The 20533-nt window shown below is 62.1% G+C and carries 17 protein-coding genes; 11 read left to right on the plus strand and 6 right to left on the minus strand.

Annotation, left to right across the window (positions count from 1 at the left end; translation table 11 throughout):
• The first annotated feature begins 11 nt into the window (after positions 1 to 11).
• The 4 genes from purQ to R1W01_RS04990 all read left to right on the plus strand — a co-directional run bounded on the left by purQ (position 12) and on the right by R1W01_RS04990 (position 7229).
• Entirely contained in the window at positions 12 to 680 is a 669-nt protein-coding gene (gene purQ / locus R1W01_RS04975) for a phosphoribosylformylglycinamidine synthase subunit PurQ (RefSeq protein ID WP_297759172.1), read from the plus strand.
• Between the two features lie 37 nt (positions 681 to 717).
• Positions 718 to 2475, plus strand: coding sequence for an ATP-binding protein (locus R1W01_RS04980; RefSeq protein WP_411028143.1), 1758 nt, complete (start codon positions 718 to 720; stop codon positions 2473 to 2475).
• Positions 2476 to 2483: 8 nt separating this feature from the next.
• Positions 2484 to 3818, plus strand: coding sequence for a sigma-54-dependent transcriptional regulator (locus R1W01_RS04985; protein ID WP_243612886.1), 1335 nt, complete (start codon positions 2484 to 2486; stop codon positions 3816 to 3818).
• A gap of 624 nt (positions 3819 to 4442) precedes the next feature.
• Positions 4443 to 7229, plus strand: coding sequence for an Rne/Rng family ribonuclease (locus tag R1W01_RS04990; protein ID WP_297759168.1), 2787 nt, complete (start codon positions 4443 to 4445; stop codon positions 7227 to 7229).
• A 173-nt stretch (positions 7230 to 7402) separates the two neighbouring features.
• Here R1W01_RS04990 and R1W01_RS04995 read toward each other — a convergent pair whose 3' ends face one another.
• Positions 7403 to 7627, minus strand: coding sequence for a sulfurtransferase TusA family protein (locus tag R1W01_RS04995; protein ID WP_243612884.1), 225 nt, complete (start codon positions 7625 to 7627; stop codon positions 7403 to 7405).
• A 93-nt stretch (positions 7628 to 7720) separates the two neighbouring features.
• Here R1W01_RS04995 and R1W01_RS05000 point away from each other — a divergent pair, with 93 nt between their 5' ends.
• From R1W01_RS05000 to R1W01_RS05010, 3 genes are all read left to right on the plus strand, one after another.
• Complete coding sequence (locus tag R1W01_RS05000) at positions 7721 to 8476, plus strand: cytochrome c biogenesis CcdA family protein (protein WP_243612883.1); 756 nt, start codon at positions 7721 to 7723, stop codon at positions 8474 to 8476.
• Between the two features lie 71 nt (positions 8477 to 8547).
• Entirely contained in the window at positions 8548 to 9765 is a 1218-nt protein-coding gene (locus R1W01_RS05005; RefSeq protein ID WP_297759164.1) for a hypothetical protein, read from the plus strand.
• Complete coding sequence (locus R1W01_RS05010) at positions 9762 to 11114, plus strand: cytochrome P450 (protein WP_297759161.1); 1353 nt, start codon at positions 9762 to 9764, stop codon at positions 11112 to 11114. Before R1W01_RS05005 ends, R1W01_RS05010 begins: the two co-directional genes overlap by 4 nt.
• On the opposite strand, the gene R1W01_RS05015 is transcribed toward R1W01_RS05010, so the two are convergent.
• On the minus strand, positions 11111 to 12925 hold the full coding sequence (locus R1W01_RS05015; protein ID WP_411028144.1) for an extracellular solute-binding protein: 1815 nt from the start codon (positions 12923 to 12925) through the stop codon (positions 11111 to 11113). The two genes, R1W01_RS05010 and R1W01_RS05015, sit on opposite strands and share 4 nt — an antisense overlap.
• Positions 12926 to 13246: 321 nt before the next feature.
• Between R1W01_RS05015 and R1W01_RS05020 the strand changes: the two genes are divergently transcribed.
• Positions 13247 to 14020: a 3-hydroxybutyrate dehydrogenase gene (locus tag R1W01_RS05020; protein WP_297759158.1), complete on the plus strand. Its 774-nt coding sequence runs from the start codon at positions 13247 to 13249 to the stop codon at positions 14018 to 14020.
• 63 nt (positions 14021 to 14083) lie between these two features.
• Positions 14084 to 15124 (plus strand): patatin-like phospholipase family protein, encoded by a 1041-nt coding sequence (locus R1W01_RS05025; RefSeq protein ID WP_297759155.1) that lies wholly within the window; start codon positions 14084 to 14086, stop codon positions 15122 to 15124.
• Here R1W01_RS05025 and R1W01_RS05030 read toward each other — a convergent pair.
• From R1W01_RS05030 to R1W01_RS05045, 4 genes are read right to left on the minus strand one after another with little or no spacing between them, the layout of a single operon-like run.
• On the minus strand, positions 15117 to 15815 hold the full coding sequence (locus R1W01_RS05030; RefSeq protein ID WP_243612877.1) for a DUF502 domain-containing protein: 699 nt from the start codon (positions 15813 to 15815) through the stop codon (positions 15117 to 15119). The two genes, R1W01_RS05025 and R1W01_RS05030, sit on opposite strands and share 8 nt — an antisense overlap.
• 52 nt (positions 15816 to 15867) lie before the next feature.
• The gene (locus R1W01_RS05035; protein ID WP_297759150.1) at positions 15868 to 16809 is read right to left on the minus strand and encodes a pseudouridine-5'-phosphate glycosidase; all 942 of its coding nucleotides are present in this window, start codon (positions 16807 to 16809) and stop codon (positions 15868 to 15870) included.
• Positions 16806 to 17699, minus strand: coding sequence for a PfkB family carbohydrate kinase (locus R1W01_RS05040; RefSeq protein WP_297759147.1), 894 nt, complete (start codon positions 17697 to 17699; stop codon positions 16806 to 16808). The genes R1W01_RS05035 and R1W01_RS05040 overlap by 4 nt, the downstream gene beginning before the upstream one ends.
• 23 nt (positions 17700 to 17722) lie before the next feature.
• Positions 17723 to 18343 carry a thiamine phosphate synthase gene (locus tag R1W01_RS05045; protein ID WP_297759145.1) on the minus strand — a complete coding sequence of 207 codons (621 nt, stop codon included), beginning with the start codon at positions 18341 to 18343 and terminating at the stop codon, positions 17723 to 17725.
• Positions 18344 to 18547: 204 nt separating this feature from the next.
• Here R1W01_RS05045 and R1W01_RS05050 point away from each other — a divergent pair, with 204 nt between their 5' ends.
• Both R1W01_RS05050 and ctaA read left to right on the plus strand, forming a co-directional pair.
• Positions 18548 to 19294 carry an RNA methyltransferase gene (locus R1W01_RS05050; RefSeq protein ID WP_297759187.1) on the plus strand — a complete coding sequence of 249 codons (747 nt, stop codon included), beginning with the start codon at positions 18548 to 18550 and terminating at the stop codon, positions 19292 to 19294.
• Positions 19295 to 19381: 87 nt separating this feature from the next.
• Positions 19382 to 20530 (plus strand): heme A synthase, encoded by a 1149-nt coding sequence (gene ctaA, locus R1W01_RS05055; RefSeq protein WP_297759142.1) that lies wholly within the window; start codon positions 19382 to 19384, stop codon positions 20528 to 20530.
• The last annotated feature ends 3 nt before the right edge of the window (positions 20531 to 20533 follow it).

The raw sequence follows: 20533 nt of genomic DNA on the forward strand, positions 1-20533 counted from the left end.
AGTAAGCCAAGATGCGTGCTGCCGTTATCGTTTTTCCCGGTTCCAACTGTGACCGTGACCTTGCCGTGGCGCTTGAGCGCGCGGGTGCGGATGTCACTATGGTCTGGCACAAGGACACGGAGCTTCCCGAGGGGCTTGATATCGTGGGGGTGCCGGGCGGCTTTTCCTTTGGCGACTATCTGCGCTGTGGCGCGATCGCGGCCAATTCGCCGATCTGCAAATCGCTCATCGCTCATACCGAGCGCGGCGGCTATGCGCTTGGCGTGTGTAACGGGTTCCAGATCCTGACAGAGACCGGGATCCTGCCGGGTGCGCTGCGCCGCAATGCGGGGCTGAAGTATATCTGCAAGACCGTGGGCCTTCGGGTCGAGAACGCGGAAACGCCCTTCACGGCGGGCTATGAGGTCGGCCAAGAGATCGATATTCCGATTGCACACCATGACGGCAATTATTTCGTCACCGACGAAAAGCTTGCGCAATTGAAGGATGAGGGGCGCATCGCCTTTACCTATACCGACAACCCCAACGGGTCGGTCGCCGATATCGCGGGCGTGATTTCCAAGAACCGTCGCGTTCTTGGCATGATGCCGCACCCGGAACGGGCGGCGGATGATGGCCATGGCGGCACCGATGGGGTGGCAATGTTCCGCTCGCTCTTGGACCAACTCGCCACGGCGTGACTTGAGGCCCCAAGCGGGGCGTCGTAATCTGGGCGTCATGGATGCCATGCCGCCCCCTTCGAACGAGCCGGGACGTGCGCCGGGATGGCGCGCGCGCGTGGCGCTTGTGGTGCTGTTGGTCGCGGCGTCCGTGACCATCTGGATCACCAACTCCTTTCTGACAGATCGATTCACAGCCAATACCCGCAACCGGGCTGAATTGCGCCTTGCGCTCTACTCGGGCAACCTCATGGCCGAGCTGCGCCGCAACGCCATCGTGCCGCAACTTCTTGCCAAGGACCCGGCGCTTATCACTGCGCTCGATACGGGCGATTTCTCGCAGTCGACGGCGCGGCTTATTTCCTATGTGGAAGAGATCGGGGCCGCGTCTTTCGTGATGCTGGACGCGGATGGGCGGGCTGTGGCCTCGACCGAGCGCACGGAGATCGGTCGCAACTACCGTGATGCGGAATTCTATTTGACGGCGATGCGGTCGAACGTAACGGTTTTCTCCTTGGAACGTGGGCAAAGCGGCGCGTTTCAGTTCACTTATGCGCGCCGGATCGAGGCGCAGGGGCAGGCGCTTGGCGTGATTGCCGTTCTGGTCGACCTGCAACAGTTCGAGCGCGCCTGGGCCGGTATTTCGGACGCTCTTTTCGTGACCAATAGCGAGGGCGTCATCATCCTTGCGACCGAACCACGCTGGCGTGGGCTGACGGAGGCGGAGGCCTTGGCGCGACAGCCCGCAGAGGGGGCCATTGAGCGCGCCCTTCAGGCGACCACGGATTGGACGCAAATCCCGGCGGATGCCTATATCCAGGGCGAGGGCGTGATGCGCGAGGATGCGCGGATTCCCTTCCGCGGCTGGCGGATGACGTCCTTCACGACCTACACCAGCGTGCGCGAGAAGGTGAACGCGGTTCTGGCGCTCGAGATTATGGGGTTTGCGATCCTTGTGGCGCTGGCCTTCTATCTTCTGAGCCGCAAGACCGCGCTTCGCATGGCGATTTTCCAACAGGAATCGGCAGGCCTGCGGGCGCTGAACCTGCGGCTTCAGCGGGAAATCGCCGAGCGGGAGCGGATGCAGGAGAGCCTTGCCGTGGCCGAACAATCGCTGGCGCAAAGCTCGAAGCTCGCGGCGCTTGGCGAGATGTCGGCGGCGGTCAGCCATGAGTTGAACCAGCCGCTCGCGGCGATGAAGACCTATCTTGCGGGCGCGCGTCTTCTTGTGCGGCGCAACCGGCCGGAAGAGGCGCTTTCGTCGTTCCAGAGGATCGACGATCTGATTGAGCGGATGGGCTCGATCACCAAGCAGCTCAAGTCCTATGCGCGCAAAGGCGGCGATGATTTCGCGCCTGTGGCGCTCAACGAGGCACTGGCCTCGGCCCTGTCGATGATGGAGCCGCAGCTCAAACAACGCCATGTGCGTATCAGCCGGATCGTGCCGGACGACGATGTGCGGGTGATGGGGGATCGGGTGCGGCTTGAACAGGTGATCATCAACCTGTTGCGCAACGCGCTTGATGCGACGGAAAGCGTCACCGATCCGGAAATCGAGATCATCCTCGCCGCGGGCGAGACAGCGACACTCACGGTGCGCGACAATGGTCCGGGGATTGAGAACCTCGATGACCTGTTCGAACCGTTCTTTACCACCAAGCAGCCCGGCGATGGCGTCGGTCTCGGGCTCGCGATCTCCTCGGGGATCGTCAGCGACCTCGGCGGTCGGCTTTCGGCGCGCAATGGTCAGGATGGGGGGGCTGTATTCGAAGTGCAGCTTCCTATCTTGAGTGAAGATATCGAGGCAGCGGAGTAACAATAACAATGGCCCAGGGTATGAAAATCGCGATCGTCGATGATGAACAGGATATGCGCCAGTCAATCAGCCAATGGCTTGCGCTTTCGGGGTATGACACCGAGACATTCGCCAGCGCGGAAGACGCGCTCAAGGCGCTTGGGCCAGAGTATCCGGGGATTGTCATTTCGGATATTCGTATGCCGGGCATGGACGGGATGCAGTTCCTGAAAAAGCTCATGGGTGCGGATTCGGCGCTTCCGGTGATCATGATCACCGGTCATGGCGATGTGCCGATGGCGGTCGAGGCGATGCGCGTGGGGGCGTATGATTTCCTTGAGAAACCGTTCAACCCCGACCGGATGAGCCAGCTTGCCAAGAAGGCGACCAATGCACGGCGGATGACGCTTGATGCCCGCGCGCTGCGCCGGGAATTGTCCGATGGCGGGCAGTTGATGAAGAAACTCATTGGCGCCAGCCCGGTGATGGAGCGTCTCAAGGAGGATATCCTCGACCTTGGGCAGGCGGATGGCCATGTGCTCATTGATGGGGAGACCGGCACCGGCAAGACGCTGGTGGCGCACGCGCTTCATGCGGTGGGCAGCCGGGCCGGGAAGAAATTCGTTCTGATAAGCTGTGGCGCCTATGAGGAAGAGGCCTTGTCGCGGCGGCTTTTCGGGCCGATGCAGCCAGAAGACAGCCAGTTGCCCGCGGTTGAGGAAGCACGCGGCGGGACGCTTGTGTTGGAAGATGTGGAGACGCTCTCGGACGCACTTCAGGCGAAATTACTCAATGTGATCAACGAACAGGGCGCGCCTGCCGAGACCCGGATCATCGCCATTTCCAACATGCAAGAGCAGGACCGGACCTGCGAAGATGCACTTCGACCTGATCTTTTCTATCGCCTTGCCGCCTTGAAGATCACCGTGCCGCCGCTGCGGCAACGGGGCGAGGATATCCTGACTCTGTTCACGCGGCTCTCAGAGCAGTTTGCGGATGACTACGGGTGTGACGCGCCGAAGGTCAGCGCGCAGGAGGCGGCGCAGCTTTTGCAAGCGCCGTGGCCGGGGAACGTGCGTCAGCTCATCAATCTTGCCGAACGCGCTGTGCTTCAGAGCCGGCGGGGCGAGGGCACGATTGCCTCGCTTCTCATGAACGATCACGAGGAAATGCAGCCGCTGATGACCACCGAGGGCAAGCCGCTCAAGGAATATGTCGAAGCGTTCGAACGGATGCTCATCGACAACACGATGCGCCGCCACAAGGGCTCGATCGCGGCGGTGATGGAGGAATTGTGCCTGCCGCGCCGGACGCTCAACGAGAAGATGGCCAAGTACGGATTGCAGCGGGCGGACTACCTCTAGGGGCACCGAGAGGCGCCGTTTGACCGGCTTTTTGCAAGGACACCCTTTGACGTGGGCCGCGCGAGACGGGGCCCGCTTTGGTGGAAGTTTGGTCTAAATGTGCCTTTTTGGGACATGATTTGCCCTTCGGAGGGGCGAAAATGACCTTTCGATCAATTTGCGTGTTGTCTAACCGCCCATGCATCACTACTGATATAGGGACGCAGGTCCGTCTTGTCGCCTATGGGCGCATTCGGAAACCGCGTGACAAAGATTCGCTGTATGCGGGAGTTGGAGCTTCTGGGGTCGACGCATAGGACGACGATCGGCAAAGCACCTCTTGCAGCACAGACCGATACCGCCGCATGGAATGACAAAACCTCGGCACGAACCGTCCCGACACCCTCGACAGGGCTCGCGGGATACAAATGGGCGCAAGGATGGCACGGTCCGTCTCATGCGCCGGAGAAGAAACGCGATGCAACGCGCACAGGCACGAAGAAACGCAGGCACAGGGGCTTTTGCCCATGGTGCGCTTGCGACCGCCGCCTGCGCCGAACCGCTCGCCTCAAGATATCACCCGACCGACCGACACCTTTCCCGAAGGGGAGGTGGCGCGCTGTCTGGTGCCGAAAGACATCTTACATGGCAAAGAAAATGCTCATCGATGCCACCCACGCGGAGGAAACCCGCGTCGTGGTGGTCGACGGAAACAAGGTTGAGGAGTTCGACTTTGAATCCGAAAACAAGCGCCAGCTTGCAGGAAACATCTATCTCGCAAAAGTAACACGGGTTGAGCCGTCGCTTCAGGCGGCCTTCGTGGATTACGGCGGAAACCGGCACGGGTTCCTCGCGTTCTCCGAGATTCATCCCGATTACTACCAGATCCCGGTCGCGGATCGTGAGGCGCTTCTCGAAGAAGAGCGCGCCTATGCAGAAGCCATGAAGGCCCGCGACGAGGAAGAAGAGACCAAGAAACCCTCGCGCTCCTCGCGGTCGCGCAGCCGATCGCGGTCGCGGTCGAAGGATAAGGACGAGACGGCCAAGCCCGAGGTGGCGGCCGACACGACCGAGACCATCGAAGGGATGGAGACCATCGACCTTGGCGAAGATGCGGGCGAAGACACGCTCGAAGGGCACGCGCCGGTCGATTTCGTGAAAGACACGCCGGTCGAGGAGCCCGAAGAGGCGGTCGAGGCCACCGAAGACGCTTTGGAAGAGACCGTCGAGGCGGCCGCGGAAGACGCTCCTGTTGAGGAAGCGTCCGACGAGGGCACTGCCGAGGGGGATGCCGAGGACGACAACGACACTGGCAAGACCATGGCGATGTCGACCGAAGGCGAAGACGCACTTGCGACGCGCGATCCTGAGACTGGTGAGGACACCGAGCGCGCAGCAGAAGCCCCGGCAGAGGACACCCCGGCAGAAGCCGCCCAAGCGGAAGACGCTGGCGAGACTGCACCGGTCGCCGTGTCTGAGGACGAGGGCGAAGACAAGAAGCCGAAGAAGAAAACCACGTCGCGCAAGACCAGTTCTCGGTCGAAGTCGCGCAAGTCGGACGCGGCCGAGAAGGACGAGACCATCGAGTCCGTCGCCGATGATGATGACCACGAGGAACTGCGTCCGCCGCGCAAACCGCGCCCGCGTCGTTATAAGATCCAAGAGGTCATCAAGGTGCGCCAGATCATGCTGGTGCAGGTGGTCAAGGAAGAGCGTGGCAACAAGGGCGCTGCGCTGACGACCTATCTTTCGCTGGCGGGCCGCTACTGTGTGCTCATGCCGAACACGGCGCGCGGCGGCGGGATTTCCCGCAAGATCACCAACGCGGCGGATCGCAAGAAGCTCAAGGAGATCGCGGGCGAGCTGGACGTGCCGAAGGGCGCGGGTCTGATCGTGCGCACTGCGGGCGCCAAGCGCACCAAGACCGAGATCAAGCGCGACTACGAATATCTTCAGCGCATGTGGGAGCAGATCCGCGAGCTGACGCTCAAGTCGATCGCACCTGCGAAGATCTACGAGGAAGGCGACCTTATCAAACGCTCGATCCGCGATCTTTATAGCCGCGAGATCGACGAGGTTCTGGTCGAGGGCGAGCGCGGCTACCGCATCGCCAAGGACTTCATGAAGATGATCATGCCGTCCCACGCCAAGAACGTGAAGAACTACCATGACGCGCTGCCGCTTTTCGCGCGCTATCAGGTCGAGAGCTATCTCAGCTCGATGTTCAACCCGACCGTACAGCTCAAGTCGGGCGGCTATATCGTCATCGGTGTCACCGAGGCGCTTGTTGCCATCGACGTGAACTCTGGCCGGGCGACCAAGGAAGGCTCGATCGAGGAAACCGCGCTCAAGACCAACCTTGAAGCGGCGGAAGAAGTCGCACGTCAGCTGCGCCTGCGTGACCTTGCGGGCCTGATCGTCATCGACTTTATCGACATGGACGAGCGCAAGAACAACGCCGCCGTCGAAAAGCGCATGAAAGACAAGCTCAAGACCGATCGCGCCCGCATTCAGGTGGGGCGGATTTCGGGCTTTGGTCTGATGGAGATGAGCCGTCAGCGTCTGCGCCCCGGCATGATCGAAGCCACAACCCAGCCCTGTCCGCATTGCCATGGCACCGGCCTGATCCGGTCGGACGACAACCTTGCGCTGTCGATCCTGCGCCAGATCGAGGAAGAGGGTACACGCCGTCGCAGCCGCGAGGTTCTGGTCAAATGCCCGGTTGATATCGCCAATTATATCATGAACCAAAAACGCGAGCACGTGGCGCAGATCGAAGCGCGTTATGGGCTTTCGGTGCGGATTGAAGGGGATGCGCATCTTGTGTCGCCCGATTTCTCGCTTGAGAAGTTCAAGACTGCGACCCGTTCCGTCTCTGAGGCAAGCGCGCCTGTGGTGTCTGCCGATGCTGCCTTGATGAGCGAGATTGACAGCGAGGAAGAGGCAGAGGTCACGCAGGAGACTGTGGAAACCCCGTCGACGGACGAGGGCGAACAGAAGCCGAAGAAGCGCCGTCGCCGCCGTTCGCGCAGCCGCAGCCGCCGCAAGTCTGACGATCAGAACGGCGAAGAGAACGGATCGCAGGAGGCTGGTGACGCTGCTGAAGCCGATGCAGAGACCGGCAAGGACACCGGGGACGCCACAAGCGAGACCGACAGCACCGACACCTCCGAGGAGATGCCGAGCAACGCCACCGAGGCCGCGCCAATGGCCGAGGAGCCTGTAGAGGCCGCGCCGGTTGCGGAGGAGCCCGCCGAGGCAGAGGCTGCGCCGGTTGAGCCCGTGGTTGAAGAGCCGGCCGAAGAGGCGCCGGAAGACGCCGCCGTGGAGGCGCCTGAAGCGCCGGAGGCCGAAGAGGTGGCGGTTGCAGAAGAGCCGACACCGCCGGCCAAGCCCAAGCCGAAACGCCGTGGCTGGTGGTCTAAAGGCTAGGCCTTATCTTTAAGAAACAAGATGGAAAAGCCCGGGGGATCGACCCCCGGGCTTTTCCTTTGGTGCTTGTGGTGCGGGCGGGCCCCTTTGCAGAAGGTGCCGTCTGTGGCCCGGTCAGATGCCTCCGGCGGGAGTATTTTCGCAAAGGTGAAGAGGGGGAGATCGCGCCTGCGTCAGGCAGATTTTTCGATGACGAAGATGAGGGTGTCGCCGTCTTGGCTCTGTTCGAGCAGGTGATGGCCCGCCTCGGCGCAGAAATGCGGCACGTCGATCACGGCGGCGGGGTCACTGGCCAGGAGGCGCACACGGCTTCCCGCGGGCAAGGGCTTCATCCGCTTGCGCAATCGCAGGACGGGCAGGGGGCAGATCAGCCCGATGGCGTCGATCTCTTCAGTCATGCCAGTCACATATGCGCGAGGCGGCGGGCTGTCCACAAGGATGTGACATGACGGGCAGGTGACGGCGGCGCAGCGATGGATTAAGTGGGAAGTATGTTTGGAATCGATATCATCGACGCAGGGCTTCTGCCTGCAATGTTCGTCGCGCTTTTTGCCGGGGTCATCTCGTTCCTGAGCCCCTGTGTGCTGCCGATCGTGCCGCCTTACCTTGCCTATATGAGCGGGGTCTCTATGGCCGATATGACAGGACAGGAGCGTGCGGCGCGGCGGCAGGTTATCTTTGCGGCTCTGTTCTTTGTGCTGGGCCTGTCGACGGTGTTTCTTTTCCTCGGCTTCACCGCTTCGGCTTTTGGCGCGTTTTTCTTACAGAACCAGGTTCTTTTCGCGCGGATTTCCGGCGTCGTGGTGATCATCTTCGGCCTGCATTTCCTCAATGTCTTCCGCATTCCCTTTCTGGATCGCGAGGCGCGGATCGATGCGGGCGAGGGGGGTGGGTCGGCCTTTGGGGCTTATGTGCTTGGCCTTGCCTTTGCCTTTGGCTGGACGCCCTGTATCGGGCCGCAGCTTGGGGCGATCCTGTCGCTGGCGGCAGGAGAGGCCTCGGTCGCGCGCGGCACGCTTCTCCTCGGGGTTTACGCGGCGGGGCTTGGCATTCCGTTTCTGCTTGCGGCGATCTTCCTGACGCGGGCGATGGGGGTGATGAACCGGCTCAAGCGGCATATGGGGCTGATTGAGAAGATCATGGGCGTTCTTTTGCTTCTTGTCGGGGTCATGCTTGTTACTGGTGCCTTCTCGAGCCTGAGCTACTGGCTCTTGGAGACCTTCCCGGCGCTGGCGACACTCGGCTGATCCAAAGGCGGCCTTGTTTGGTCTTACTTGCGCCGAAAAGCAGGGCTACAGTCCGGCCAACGAGGTGAGCCATGGGCCAAGAGAGCCATCACAGACAGGTGCAGCGCCGTCGGGTATTCTATATTCCCGGCTACGATCCCATTCACCCGCGTCGCTACCGTGAGCTTTATCGCAAGGAAGGCGCGGCGCAGGCGGCGATTTCCGGCTATGAGATCACGCTGTCGGCGAAGACGACGGGTGGGCCTTATGGTTGGCATGTCGCGGGCGAGATGGACGGCGCGGCCGCACAGACGGATGTCGAGGTGCTCGTCTGGTCCGACATCGTGCGCGACAGCATGTCGAACTCTATCCCCGGCACCTACCTGCAATTGGCGCGCACGGCGTGGACCTATATCGGCACGGGCGTGCTCTGGCGGCTGATGCGGCTACGCAAGGGACCGGTGATCGCGGCACTCTATCCGGTGGTGTTTCTTCTGGTGCAGCTTGGGCTGGCGCTCATGGCGGCTTACGGTCTTGGGCGGGCGATCACCATGGTTGCGCCCGCATGGGCCGGTTGGGCGGGGCTTTTGATTGTGCCGCTTCTCCTCGAGTGGTTCCGGCGGCGGGACAACAAGTTCTTCGCCTATTACCTGATGCATGACTATGCCTATTCGGCGCGTTGGCAGGGGGCGCATCCGTCCGAGCTTGAGGCGCGGATGGCGGAATTTGCCGACCGCATCACGCAGGCGCTTGGGGAGGGTTATGACGAGGTGCTTGTCGTTGGCCATTCCTCGGGGGCGCATCTCGCGGTGTCGATCTTGGCCGATATGATCCGCGACGGGCGGGTGCCGGACAATGGCCCGGCGCTTGGCTTTCTGTCGCTTGGTCAGGTGGTGCCGATGGTGTCCTTTCTGCCCAAGGCGCACCGGTTGCGCACGGATTTGGCCTATCTCTGCACGCGGGACGAGCTGACATGGGTGGATGTGACGGCGCCGGGCGATGGCTGTGCCTTTGCGCTTTGTGATCCGGTGAGCGTCACCGGCGTTGCGCCGCGCTCTGGCAAACGCTGGCCGCTGGTGCTTTCGGCGGCCTTTACCCAAACCCTTAGTCCAGAACGCTGGAAGGCGCTGCGCTGGCGGTTTTTCCGGCTTCATTTTCAGTATCTCTGTGCCTTCGATCAGCCCGGAGACTATGACTATTTCCGCATTACAGCGGGGCCAATGACGTTGGCAGATCGATTTGAGGAACGCGCCCCATCCAAGAGCCGGATTGAACGCCCGGTGAACAAGTTCCGGGGAGTGCGCCCATGACACGGATGCCACCAAAGCCGCCATCACGGCCCGCGAAAGTCTCGCTCTTGAAATACATGATGCTGTTTCGGGCCGACCTTTTGTCGTCGCAGCCCGAGCGGCTTTACCGCGCATGGATGGCAGAGTTTCGCACGCCGTTCTTTCGCTCATACCTTCTGAACGATGCGCGGCTTATCAAAACGGTGCTCAAGGAGCGGCCGGACGATTTCCCAAAAAGCGGACGGATCAGCGAGGGGCTGCGGCCCTTGCTTGGCAATTCGGTGTTCCTCACCAACGGGGAGGTTTGGAAGCAACAGCGGCGGATCATTGACCCGGCCTTTGAGGGCGGGCGGTTGCGCGATACGTTCCCGGCGATGAGGGACGCGGGTGCGGCGACGGTGGCGCGGCTTCAACGGATGGCCGACGCGCCGGTCGAGATCGAAGCAGAGGCGAGCCATGCGGCGGCGGATGTGATCTTTCGCACGTTGTTCTCGATCCCGATCGAACATGAGGTTGCAGGGCGGGTATTCGAAGAGTTCCGCGACTACCAGCGTAGTCAGCCGATCCTCAATATCGGGGCCTTCCTGAAACTGCCGAAATGGATGCCGCGGTTTCATCGGCGGCGCACCAAGGCGTCGGCCAAGATGATCCGGGGGCTCATAAAGCAGCTCACGGATGAGCGGATGGCGGAGATCGAGGCGGGCACGGCGCCGGATGACCTTGCCACCAAGATCATGACCACGCGCGACCCGGAGACGGGCGAGACGCTTTCGGCGGCGGATATGGTCGATCAGGTGGCGATCTTCTTCCTTGCGGGGCATGAGACGAGCGCCTCGGCGCTGGCTTGGACGCTGTATCTCATGGCGATCTTCCCGGAGTGGCAGGAGAAGGTGGCACAAGAAGCGCAGGTGCTTGGGGAATGCGATTTCAAAGTGATGAAACGCCTCAAGGTGAGCCGGGATGTGTTCCGCGAGTCGCTGCGCCTTTATCCACCGGTGCCGATGATGGTGCGCGAGAGCACCTGTCCGGAACGGTTCCGAGAGCGCGATATCCCGGTCGGGAGCCAGATGGTTCTGTCGCCGTGGCACTTGCATCGGCATCAGCGGCTCTGGGACAATCCGGACGGGTTTGATCCGACGCGATGGGAGACGGAGAATGGCCGACAATGCGCGCGGGACGCCTATATGCCCTTCTCGGAGGGACCGCGCGTCTGCACCGGGGCGGGGTTTGCCATGGTTGAGGGGCCGTTGTTGCTCTCGATGATCCTCAAGCAGTTCCGTATTGAGGCGGTGGGGCCGGAGCCTGTGCCGGTGGCCTATCTCACGGTGCGGTCAAAAGACGGGATCTGGCTCCGGCTCACGCCGCGTTAATCTTCGGACCACCAGACACCCGGAAGCCATTCCACGCCGTCGCCATAGAGCGGCAGGCGCTCGGGGTAGTGCAGGCGGCTTTTGTGCGCGATGCGGCCCACGGCGTATGTCCAGATCGGGATCACGTAGCGGCCCGTCGTCAGGGCGCGGTCGAGGGCGCGGGCGGCGGTCTGGAACTCTTCGGGCGATTTCGCGTTGGTGAGCGCGGCGACCATGGCGTCGATCCCGGCGGACCGGATGCCGGGGACGTTGCGCGAGCCTTCTTGCGCGGCGGCGTCGCTGCCCCAGTAGAGCGCCTGTTCATTGCCGGGCGACAGGGACATCGCGCGGCGATAGTCGGTCATGTCATAGTCGAAGCTATTGATCCGTTGGATATACTGCGCGTTGTCGACTTCCATCACATCAACGAAAATCCCGAGCTTTTCTAGGGACTTGCGGTAAATATCCGTGATTGCTTTGTCCTGTTTGTCGCCTTGACGCAGGAGGATTTCAAAGCGGAGCGGCGTGCCGCTCGCGTCGGTCATCACGCCGTTGCGCACTTCGTAGCCTGCCTCGGAAAGGAGGGCCATCGCCTTGCGCATGTTGCCACGGTTGCGCGTGCCGCCCTTGGAGGCGGGTAGGGTGTAGGCCTTGAGGACGTCGGGCGCGAGGCTCTCGGCATGGGGCGCAAGGAGTGCGGCGACCTCGGTGCTTGCGGGGCCATCCTGCATGGCCAGAGCAGAGCCGGAGAAATAGGAGGTGATACGCGGTTGGCGTCCGCCGGTCAGCGTGTCGGAGATAAACTCGAAATTGAAGGCGTGCAGGAGCGCATCGCGCACGCGGATATCATCGAACGGCGCGCGGCGGGTGTTCATCACGAGGCCGGTGATACCCGAAGGTTTGCCATGCGGGATTTCCGATTTCACGATCTCGCCCGAGGCGACGGCGGGGAAATCATAGTGATTGGCCCAGGCCTCGGCATTAAATTCGCGGAAATAGTCGATCTCGCCTGCCTTGAACGCTTCGAAGAGGACGTCGCCATCGCCGTAGAAGTCGATACGGATCTCGTCGAAGTTGGCGATACCGCGTTGGAGCGGCAAGGCGTTGCCCCAATAGTCGGGATCACGGGTAAGGGTCACGTGGCGGCCGGCTTCGAAGTCCGTCACCGTATAGGGGGCGGAGCCGATCGGCACCTCGTCGAGCGCGGCTTCGGTGATGTCCTTGTCCTGCCACTGGTCCTTTTTGAGGATCGGGCGCAAGCCCGCGATCAGGGCAAGTTCGCGGTCTTCGGTGTTGAAGGTGATGCGGACGGAGCGGGGGCCGGTGGCTTCAATGCTGTCGATCTTGGTCCAGAACGAGAGGTAACGGGGGTGGCCGCGGGTGCCGAGCGTCTCGAAAGACCAGATCACATCCTCGACGGTGACGGGGCTTCCGTCGGAGAAACGGGCCTCTTCGCGCAAGGTGAACTCGACCCAAGAGCGGTCTGGCGCGGTCTCGACGGTTTCGGCAAGCAGACCATAAAGCGTGAACGGTTCGTCCCAGCTTCGCCCCATCAGCGATTCGTGGGTAAAGAATCGGAGCTGCCAGGGGGCGGTGCCTTTGCGCACGAACGGGTTGAGCGAATCGAATCCACCGGTGTTCCCCGTGACGATTCTGCCACCCTTGGGGGCGTCGGGATTGGCATAGGGAAGAGACGCGAAACCAGGCGGCAGGGCCGGGTCTCCGTACATAGCGATGCCGTGGCTTGGTTCGGCATGCAGGCCGTGACTCAAGCAAAGAAGGGCTATGGCGGCGGTTTTGCACCGCTTTCGAAGGAAACTCACTGGCTCCATATCCGGAACAATCCCGCTCGGCTTTGTTTTTATTGAGCTTCAAGCTACCCGGGGATTCCAGTGATTTCAAACTTTTGGCTTGGAGGTCGGCGTGAGATTGCTTATAAAGGGGGCACTGCTCGATAGGTTTCTTGCCTGTATGAAACCTGCCTCAATGACTATACCCCGGCCTTGTGCCGGGGTTTTTTTTGGCCTGAGTTTGCCTCTGTGGCTCAGTCCTCGCGCAGACCTCCGTAAGAATACGCAAGCGCCGCTATTCCCCTTATTTTGCGAGCGCAGCATGTTAGGGTGTGCGCGAACGCAAGACGAATGAGGCATGACATGACACTCGCAGGAAAAACCGCAATCATCACCGGCTCCAATTCCGGGATCGGCCTTGGAATCGCGCGCGAACTGGCGCGGGCCGGGGCGGATGTGGTTCTGAATTCCTTCACCGATTCGGACGAAGATCACGCGCTGGCCGAAGCGATCGGCAAAGAATTCGGCATCACCGCGCGCTACATCAAGGCCGACATGTCCAAGGGCGACGAGTGCCGCGCCCTGATCGAGACCGCGGGGGGATGCGATATCCTCGTCAACAATGCAGGGATCCAGCATGTGAGCCCGATTGACGAATTCCCGGTCGAGAAATGGGACGCGATCATTGCGATCAACATGAACTCGAACTTTCACACCATGGCTGCGGCGCTGCCGCATATGCGCAAGCGGGGCTGGGGCCGGATCGTCAACATCGCCTCGGCGCATGGGCTGACGGCATCGCCCTACAAGGCGGCCTATATCGCGGCCAAGCATGGCGTTGTCGGGATGAGCAAGACCGTCGCGCTTGAGACCGCGCAGGAGCCGATCACCTGTAATGCGATCTGTCCGGGCTATGTTCTGACGCCGCTTGTCGAGGCGCAGATCCCCGACACGATGCGCGAATATGACATGACGCGCGAAGAGGTGGTGAAGAACGTGATGCTCACGCGCCAGCCGTCGAAGGAATTCGCCACCGTTGAGCAGCTTGGCGGCACGACCGTCTTTCTCTGCTCGGACGCGGCGGCGCAGATCACCGGCACGACGATCAGCGTCGATGGCGGCTGGACCGCGCTCTAAGCCCACCTATCTGCAAGGGTTGGGCCGTCCGTGGCGGGCGGCCCGGTTGGCCGAGAGGATGCCGTGACAGCAAAGAAACGCATCAACCTCGCCCTTCAGGGGGGCGGCGCGCATGGGGCCTTTACCTGGGGCGTGTTGGACGTGCTCCTGCGCGACCCGGATATCGAGATCGCGGGCATGTCGGGCACATCGGCGGGTGCGCTCAATGGCGCGGCGGTGAAGTCCGGTCTCCTTGAGGGCGGGCCAGAGGGCGCGATTGCCAATCTCGAGGCGCTTTGGGCGCGGATGGGGGCGATTGGCGATATGCGCCTCGTCAACTGGATGACGAATTTCGGACCCGGCGCGGCCAATGTGGCACGGGCCTTGGAATACTCGCTTCAATATTCCGTGGCAGAGACCATGGCGCGGCTTGTCTCGCCCTATGCCTATGGGCCGTTTTATAGCAATCCGCTGCGCCCGGTGGTCGATGCCTTTGACTATGACGAGGTCTGTGCAGATCAGGGGCCGCGTCTTTTTATCTGCGCAACCAACGTGCGTAGCGGCAAGGCGCGGGTCTTTACGGGCGATGAGATCACTACCGACGCGATCCTGGCTTCGGCCTGCTTGCCGACAATGTTTCAGGCGGTCGAAATCCCCGATGCAGAGACGGGCGAGCCAGAGGCCTATTGGGATGGCGGCTATACCGGCAATCCGGCGCTTTACCCGCTTTATGACAAAGCGCTGCCGGACGATATCGTCATCATCAATATCAATCCGCTTGAGCGGACGGAGAAGCCCGTCACGCCGCAGCAGATTCAAAGCCGGATCAACGAGATCAGTTTCAACGCGGCGCTCTTGGGCGAGTTGCGGTCAATCTCCTTCGTGCAGCGCCTGATCGCCTCAGGGGCGATTGCCGAGGGCGAGATGAAGAACGTCAAGCTGCACATGATCTCGGATGATGCGCTGATGAATGATCTGTCGGTGGCAACGAAATCCATGCCGACGCCCTATATCCTTTCGGAATTGAAAGAGGCGGGCAAGGCAGCGGCGACGGTATTCCTTGCGGCGCACAAGGATGACCTTGGTGCGCGCGGGTCGGTGAACCTTCAGGAAATGTTCACTTAGACTTTTTGCCCTCGGCGGGTTTGCTCGGGTCTTTGGGGTTGGGATAGACCAGCCCTGCCGAGATCACCAGCTTCGCCGCGTCCTCAACCGACATGTCGAGCTCGATCACGTCATGGCGCGGGAAGAACAAGAGGAAGCCAGAGGTCGGGTTCGGCGTTGTCGGGACAAAGACGCTCACCATCTGGCCATCACCATGCGCGTGGCGCGCGATTTCGCCCTTGGCCTCGGTCGAGATAAAGCCGATGGCCCAGATGCCGCGGCGGGGGTACTCGATCAGGCAGGCCTTCTCAAAATTGCGCTCAGATTGGGCAAAGACGGTTTCGGCGATTTGCTTGGCGCCGGAATAGATCGAGCGCACGACCGGCATGCGGTCGACAAGGCTTTCTGCAAAACGGATCAGCGAACGTCCGATCAGCCCCTTGGCGATCCAGCCAACGATGATCGTGAACAGGAAGAAGATGATCAGCCCGACACCGCGCAGGTTGATGCCGATATATTTCTCGGGGTTGAAACGATCCGGCACCAAAGGCAGGACGAAACCATCCACCCAGCCCATCATCGTCCAGATCAGCCAGATCGTCAGGCCGACAGGCGCGATCACGACGATGCCGGTCAGGAACGAGGCACGAAGCCCGGCAAAGGGACCGGGCTTGCGCACGGGATGTGGATCGTCGTCAAAGGGGGTCGTCATGGGCGGTTCCAGCGCTATTGCCCCGCATAATTAGGCGGTGTTGCGGGCAGGATCAACGGCTGAGCGCTTCTGGTGCTGCTCTTTTCCGCAGAGTGGTGATTTCGCGGGCGATTATCGCCGCAAGCCGGGCGTTGTTCAGCACGAGCGCGATATTGGCCTCGAGAGAGCGCCCTTCGGTGAGGTCGAACAGGCGCGAGAGCAGGAAGGGTGTCACGGCTTTGCCGGTGATGCCTTGGGCGGCGGCCTCGGCGTTCGCCTTGGCGATCAGGGGGGCCATGGTCTCGGCCGGGATTTCATCCGCCTGCGGGATCGGGTTGGCGATCAACTGCCCGCCGGGAAGGCCAAGGGCGGCGCGCATGAGGTGCGCGCGGGCCATCGTCGCCGGGTCATCCATGCGCAAAGGCGCAGGCAGCGGCGAGGTGGCGGACCAGAAGGCGGGAAAGCTGTCCTGCCCATAGGCGATTACAGGCACGCCGTTTGTTTCCAGCACTTCGAGCGTCTTTGGCAGGTCGAGAATGGCCTTGGCCCCAGCGCACACCACGCTGACGGGGGTTTGGGCGAGTTCCGAGAGATCAGCGGAAATGTCGAAACTTGTCTCCGCGCCCTGATGCACACCGCCGATGCCACCGGTGGCGAAAACGTCTATCCCGGCATAATGCGCGGCGATCATGGTCGCGGCGACGGTGGTCGCGCCCGTGCCACCCTCGGCCATGCAAACGGCGAGATCGGCGCGCGAGAGCTTGGCGGCGTGTTCGGTGCGGGCGAGGGTTTCAAGCGCATCCGCCTCGAGGCCGATATGCAGCGTGCCGTCGATCACGGCGATTGTCGCCGGGGTTGCGCCATGGGCACGGATTTCGGCCTCGACGCTTTGGGCCATTTCGAGGTTCTGCGGCCAGGGCATGCCGTGGGTGATGATGGTGCTTTCAAGCGCGACGATCGGCGCACCGGTCGCGCGCGCCTCGGATACGTCGGCGGAGAAGGTGAGAGGGATCATTTGGCGTCGCCTCCAGACACGTAATGCGCCGCTGCCGTGAGGGCGCGGTCGAGCGCTTGGGTGCGGTCGCTGCCCGAGGCTTCGGCGGCGATATGGGCGGCCATGAAGGTATCACCTGCGCCAGTGACGCGGGTCACAAGCACATCCTGCGGGGTTTGACTCACCACGCCTTGCGCCGTGGCGTCAGAGGCGGGGTTCCCGCCGTCCGTCACAAGGGCCCGTTCCGCACCACGGCGCACGAGAGCATTGGCGGCCTCCTCGGAGGTCTCGAACGCCGCTTCGCAGAGCAGGCCCGCCTCTTCGAGATTGACATAGAGCATGCCGCGCCCGTGGGTCAGGAAAGGCAGGAGGCGGGTTGCCTTGCCGGGGCTCGCGGGTGCGACGCGCAGGTCGGCGCGGGCAAAAAGCGGATCGGTGGCGATCTTCTCAAGAAGCGCCAGCGTCAGGTTGCCATCAAGCGCGATCAAGCCGGGATAGGGGGCCTCGGGGCTGGCAAGTATGCCGTTGGCGAGCGGGCGCAGGATCCTGTCACCTGCGGCCTCGAGGGAATGGGCATCGGCAATCGCGGCGACGAGGCCGTTGGCGCCCTCGATGGCCATATATTGATCCGTCGGCAAGTCATCGGAGCGATAGACATGATCCGTCACCATGTTCATGCCCCGCGCCGCCGCCAGAAGCTCTTCGCCCTCGCGGTCGCGGCCAATCGCCGTCAGCAGACCGGGGCGCAGTCCAAAGCGCGACAGGGTCATGGCGATGTTCATCGCCACGCCGCCAGGCAGACGGATAATACGGCCCGGCACGTCGCCGCCTTTGCGCATATGCACTTGCGTGCGTCCGATCACGTCCCAGAGGACGGAGCCGATGCAGAGGATATCCGAGTCATGGGCCATGTCGCGCGCGCCCTTCTTGGGGGTTAGCCGAACGCGTCGCGAAAGGCGGTAAGCTGGGCCACCGGGTCATCCGCGCGCCAGATTTCCTCGCCAATGCCGAAGAAATCCGTGACCGGCGCGAGGGTGCGGATCATCTCGAGATCAAGCGCGCCTTCTGCGACCACGGGCAGTTCGATCATCATCGACCACCATTCGAACAGTTCATGTTCGGCGCGACTTCCGTCGCCGAGCGGCGTTGCGCCGACGGGTCCGAAAGAGACGTAATCCGCCCCCGCTTCGCCCGCGTTCATGCCGTCATGACGCGAGGTGCCACAGAAGGCGCCGACGATGGCATCATCGCCGAGATCCTTGCGCACCTTGCGCACGGAACGGGCCGCATCCGTCAGGTGTACCCCGTCAAGACCGAGCCGTTCTGCAAGCATCACATGCTCGGCAATCACCAGTGCCACGTCGCGGGCATGGGTGACTTCGCGCAGGGCGTCGGCGGCACGGGAAATCCGATCTTCATCACGCGTCGCAAGCGCCAAGCGGACGCAGGCGATCTCGGTGGAATCGAGGGTGCGGGCAAGCTGATCCGGGAACCGGCCGAGTTCGAATTCGGGCGGCGTGATGAGGTAGATTTGGGGAAGCTCGGTTTCGGCCATCTTCGGGCTCCGTTCTTGGCAGTCATCCCGATGCTATACCGTGGAAAACGAAGCTTGGCTATGTCTTTGGAGCGCATCTTGGGAGGCTTTGTGCAAGAGATTGGAGGCCTCCGGCGGGGACATTTGCGGCAAGAGGAAGAGCGGGCGGGTTGTCTCTCAAACGGGGCAGGGCTAAGAGCGGAGGGATTTTTCATGGAGATGACGATGCCCAGCCCGACACCCCAGCCTGCCTTCGTGCTCGTGCGCCCCCAGATGGGCGAGAATATCGGCGGCGCGGCGCGGGCGATGTGGAATTTCGGCCTCGACCGGATGCGCGTCGTGGCGCCGCGCGATGGCTGGCCGAACCAGAAGGCGATCGCCATGGCCTCGGGCGCGGGGCGGCTTCTTGACGAGGCGCGGCTCTGTGCGTCAACGGATGAGGCGCTTGAGGATTGCCACTATGTCTTTGCCACGACGGCGCGGGCGCGGGGCCTCACCAAGCCGGTGGTGACGCCGGAGCGCGCGATGCAGATGGCGCATGAGAAGATCGCCGCGGGCGAAAAGGTTGCCGTATTGTTCGGGCCGGAGCGCGCAGGGCTTGAGAACGACGATATCGCGCGGGCCAATGCGATCATCAACGTGCCGGTGAACCCGGAGTTTGCCTCGCTCAACCTTGCGCAATGTGTGCTGCTGACAGCCTATGAATGGCAGCGCGGCGTGACCGATGCCGCACCGGAGCACGTCGATATGGCCAAGACCGAGTGGGCCAGCCATGCCGAGATGGCGGCACTTCAGACCCACTACGAAGACCGGCTCGAGACTGCTGGGTTCTTTTTCCCGCCGGAGAAGGCCGAGGGCATGAAGATCAACCTGCGCAACATGTGGAGCCGGATGCGCCTCACCCGGGCGGATGTGCAGATGCTGCATGGCATCATGCGGCAAATGGTGCGCTGGAAGGAACGCGGCGACTAAACCGCGCGCCACGCCTTGAAGGCGGGCGGGGGCCGCCCTAATCTCCCCCCGTGATCTCCTCAGCAGAACTGGGACAAGGACGCCAGGATGAGCCAGAAACGCAGCATTTTCGAAGACGTGAACGACAGCGGCAGCCCGTCTAGCTCAAAAGCGGTTGGCGTGATCGACAAAGGCCATCGCGGCGCGCGGCGCGGCATTCGAGCGTGGCTGATGGTGTTGTTTGCGATGGTCGTGGTGATGATCGCAGTCGGGGGGCTCACGCGGTTGACCGATAGCGGGCTTTCGATCACCGAATGGCGCCCCGTCACTGGGGCTATGCCGCCGATGAACGAGGCCGCGTGGCAGGCAGAGTTTGATAAATACAAACAAATAGATCAGTGGCAGATCCAGAATCAATGGATGACTCTTGCAGATTTCAAACAAATATATTGGTGGGAGTGGGGGCATCGTCAGATCGGTCGCGTGATCGGTCTTGTCTGGGCGCTTGGCTTTGCGGGCTTTGCCCTTGCGCGTAAGATTCCGACCGGGTGGACCGGGCGTTTGTTCCTCATTGGGGCGCTTGGCGGGCTACAGGGGGCCGTGGGCTGGTGGATGGTTGCCTCGGGCGTGACATCGGGCGAGGGCATGACCTCGGTCGCATCCTATCGGCTTGCGACGCATCTAGGCCTCGCGTTCATCATTCTCGGCTTCATTGCATGGTATGTCTTCCTGCTTGGGCGCGAAGAGCGTGACCTGATGCAGGCGCGGCGGGGCAAGGAGGCGAAGCTGTTCTCGCTCTCCACCGGTCTTTTGCATGCGGCCTTCGTGCAGATCATCCTTGGCGCGCTGGTTGCCGGGATCGACGCGGGGCGGTCCTATACCGATTGGCCGCTCATGGGCGGGCAGGTCATTCCGCCCAAACCCTTCATGATCGAGCCGCTTTGGAAGAACTTCTTTGAAAATCCGGGCCTTGTGCAATTTATTCACCGTATCTGGGGCTATCTGTTCCTGATCTTTGCAGTGGTCGTCTGGCGTCGGGGGCGGGCCTCGGCCCATGCGGGGACGCAATTTGCCTTCAATACGGTCATTGCGGCGATCCTTGTGCAAGTCGTGCTTGGGATTGCGACGGTGCTTTATGCGGCGCCGGTCCATATCGCGATTGTGCATCAGGTGATGGCGGTCGTGGTCTGGGTGCTGATCCTGCGGGCACGGTTCCTGTCGCATTACCCCGTCACACGTTCTATCCGAGAAGGCTAACCG

Origin of the sequence: Shimia sp. FJ5, from assembly GCF_032918335.1 — a bacterium.
Taxonomy (GTDB): domain Bacteria; phylum Pseudomonadota; class Alphaproteobacteria; order Rhodobacterales; family Rhodobacteraceae; genus Shimia; species Shimia aestuarii_A.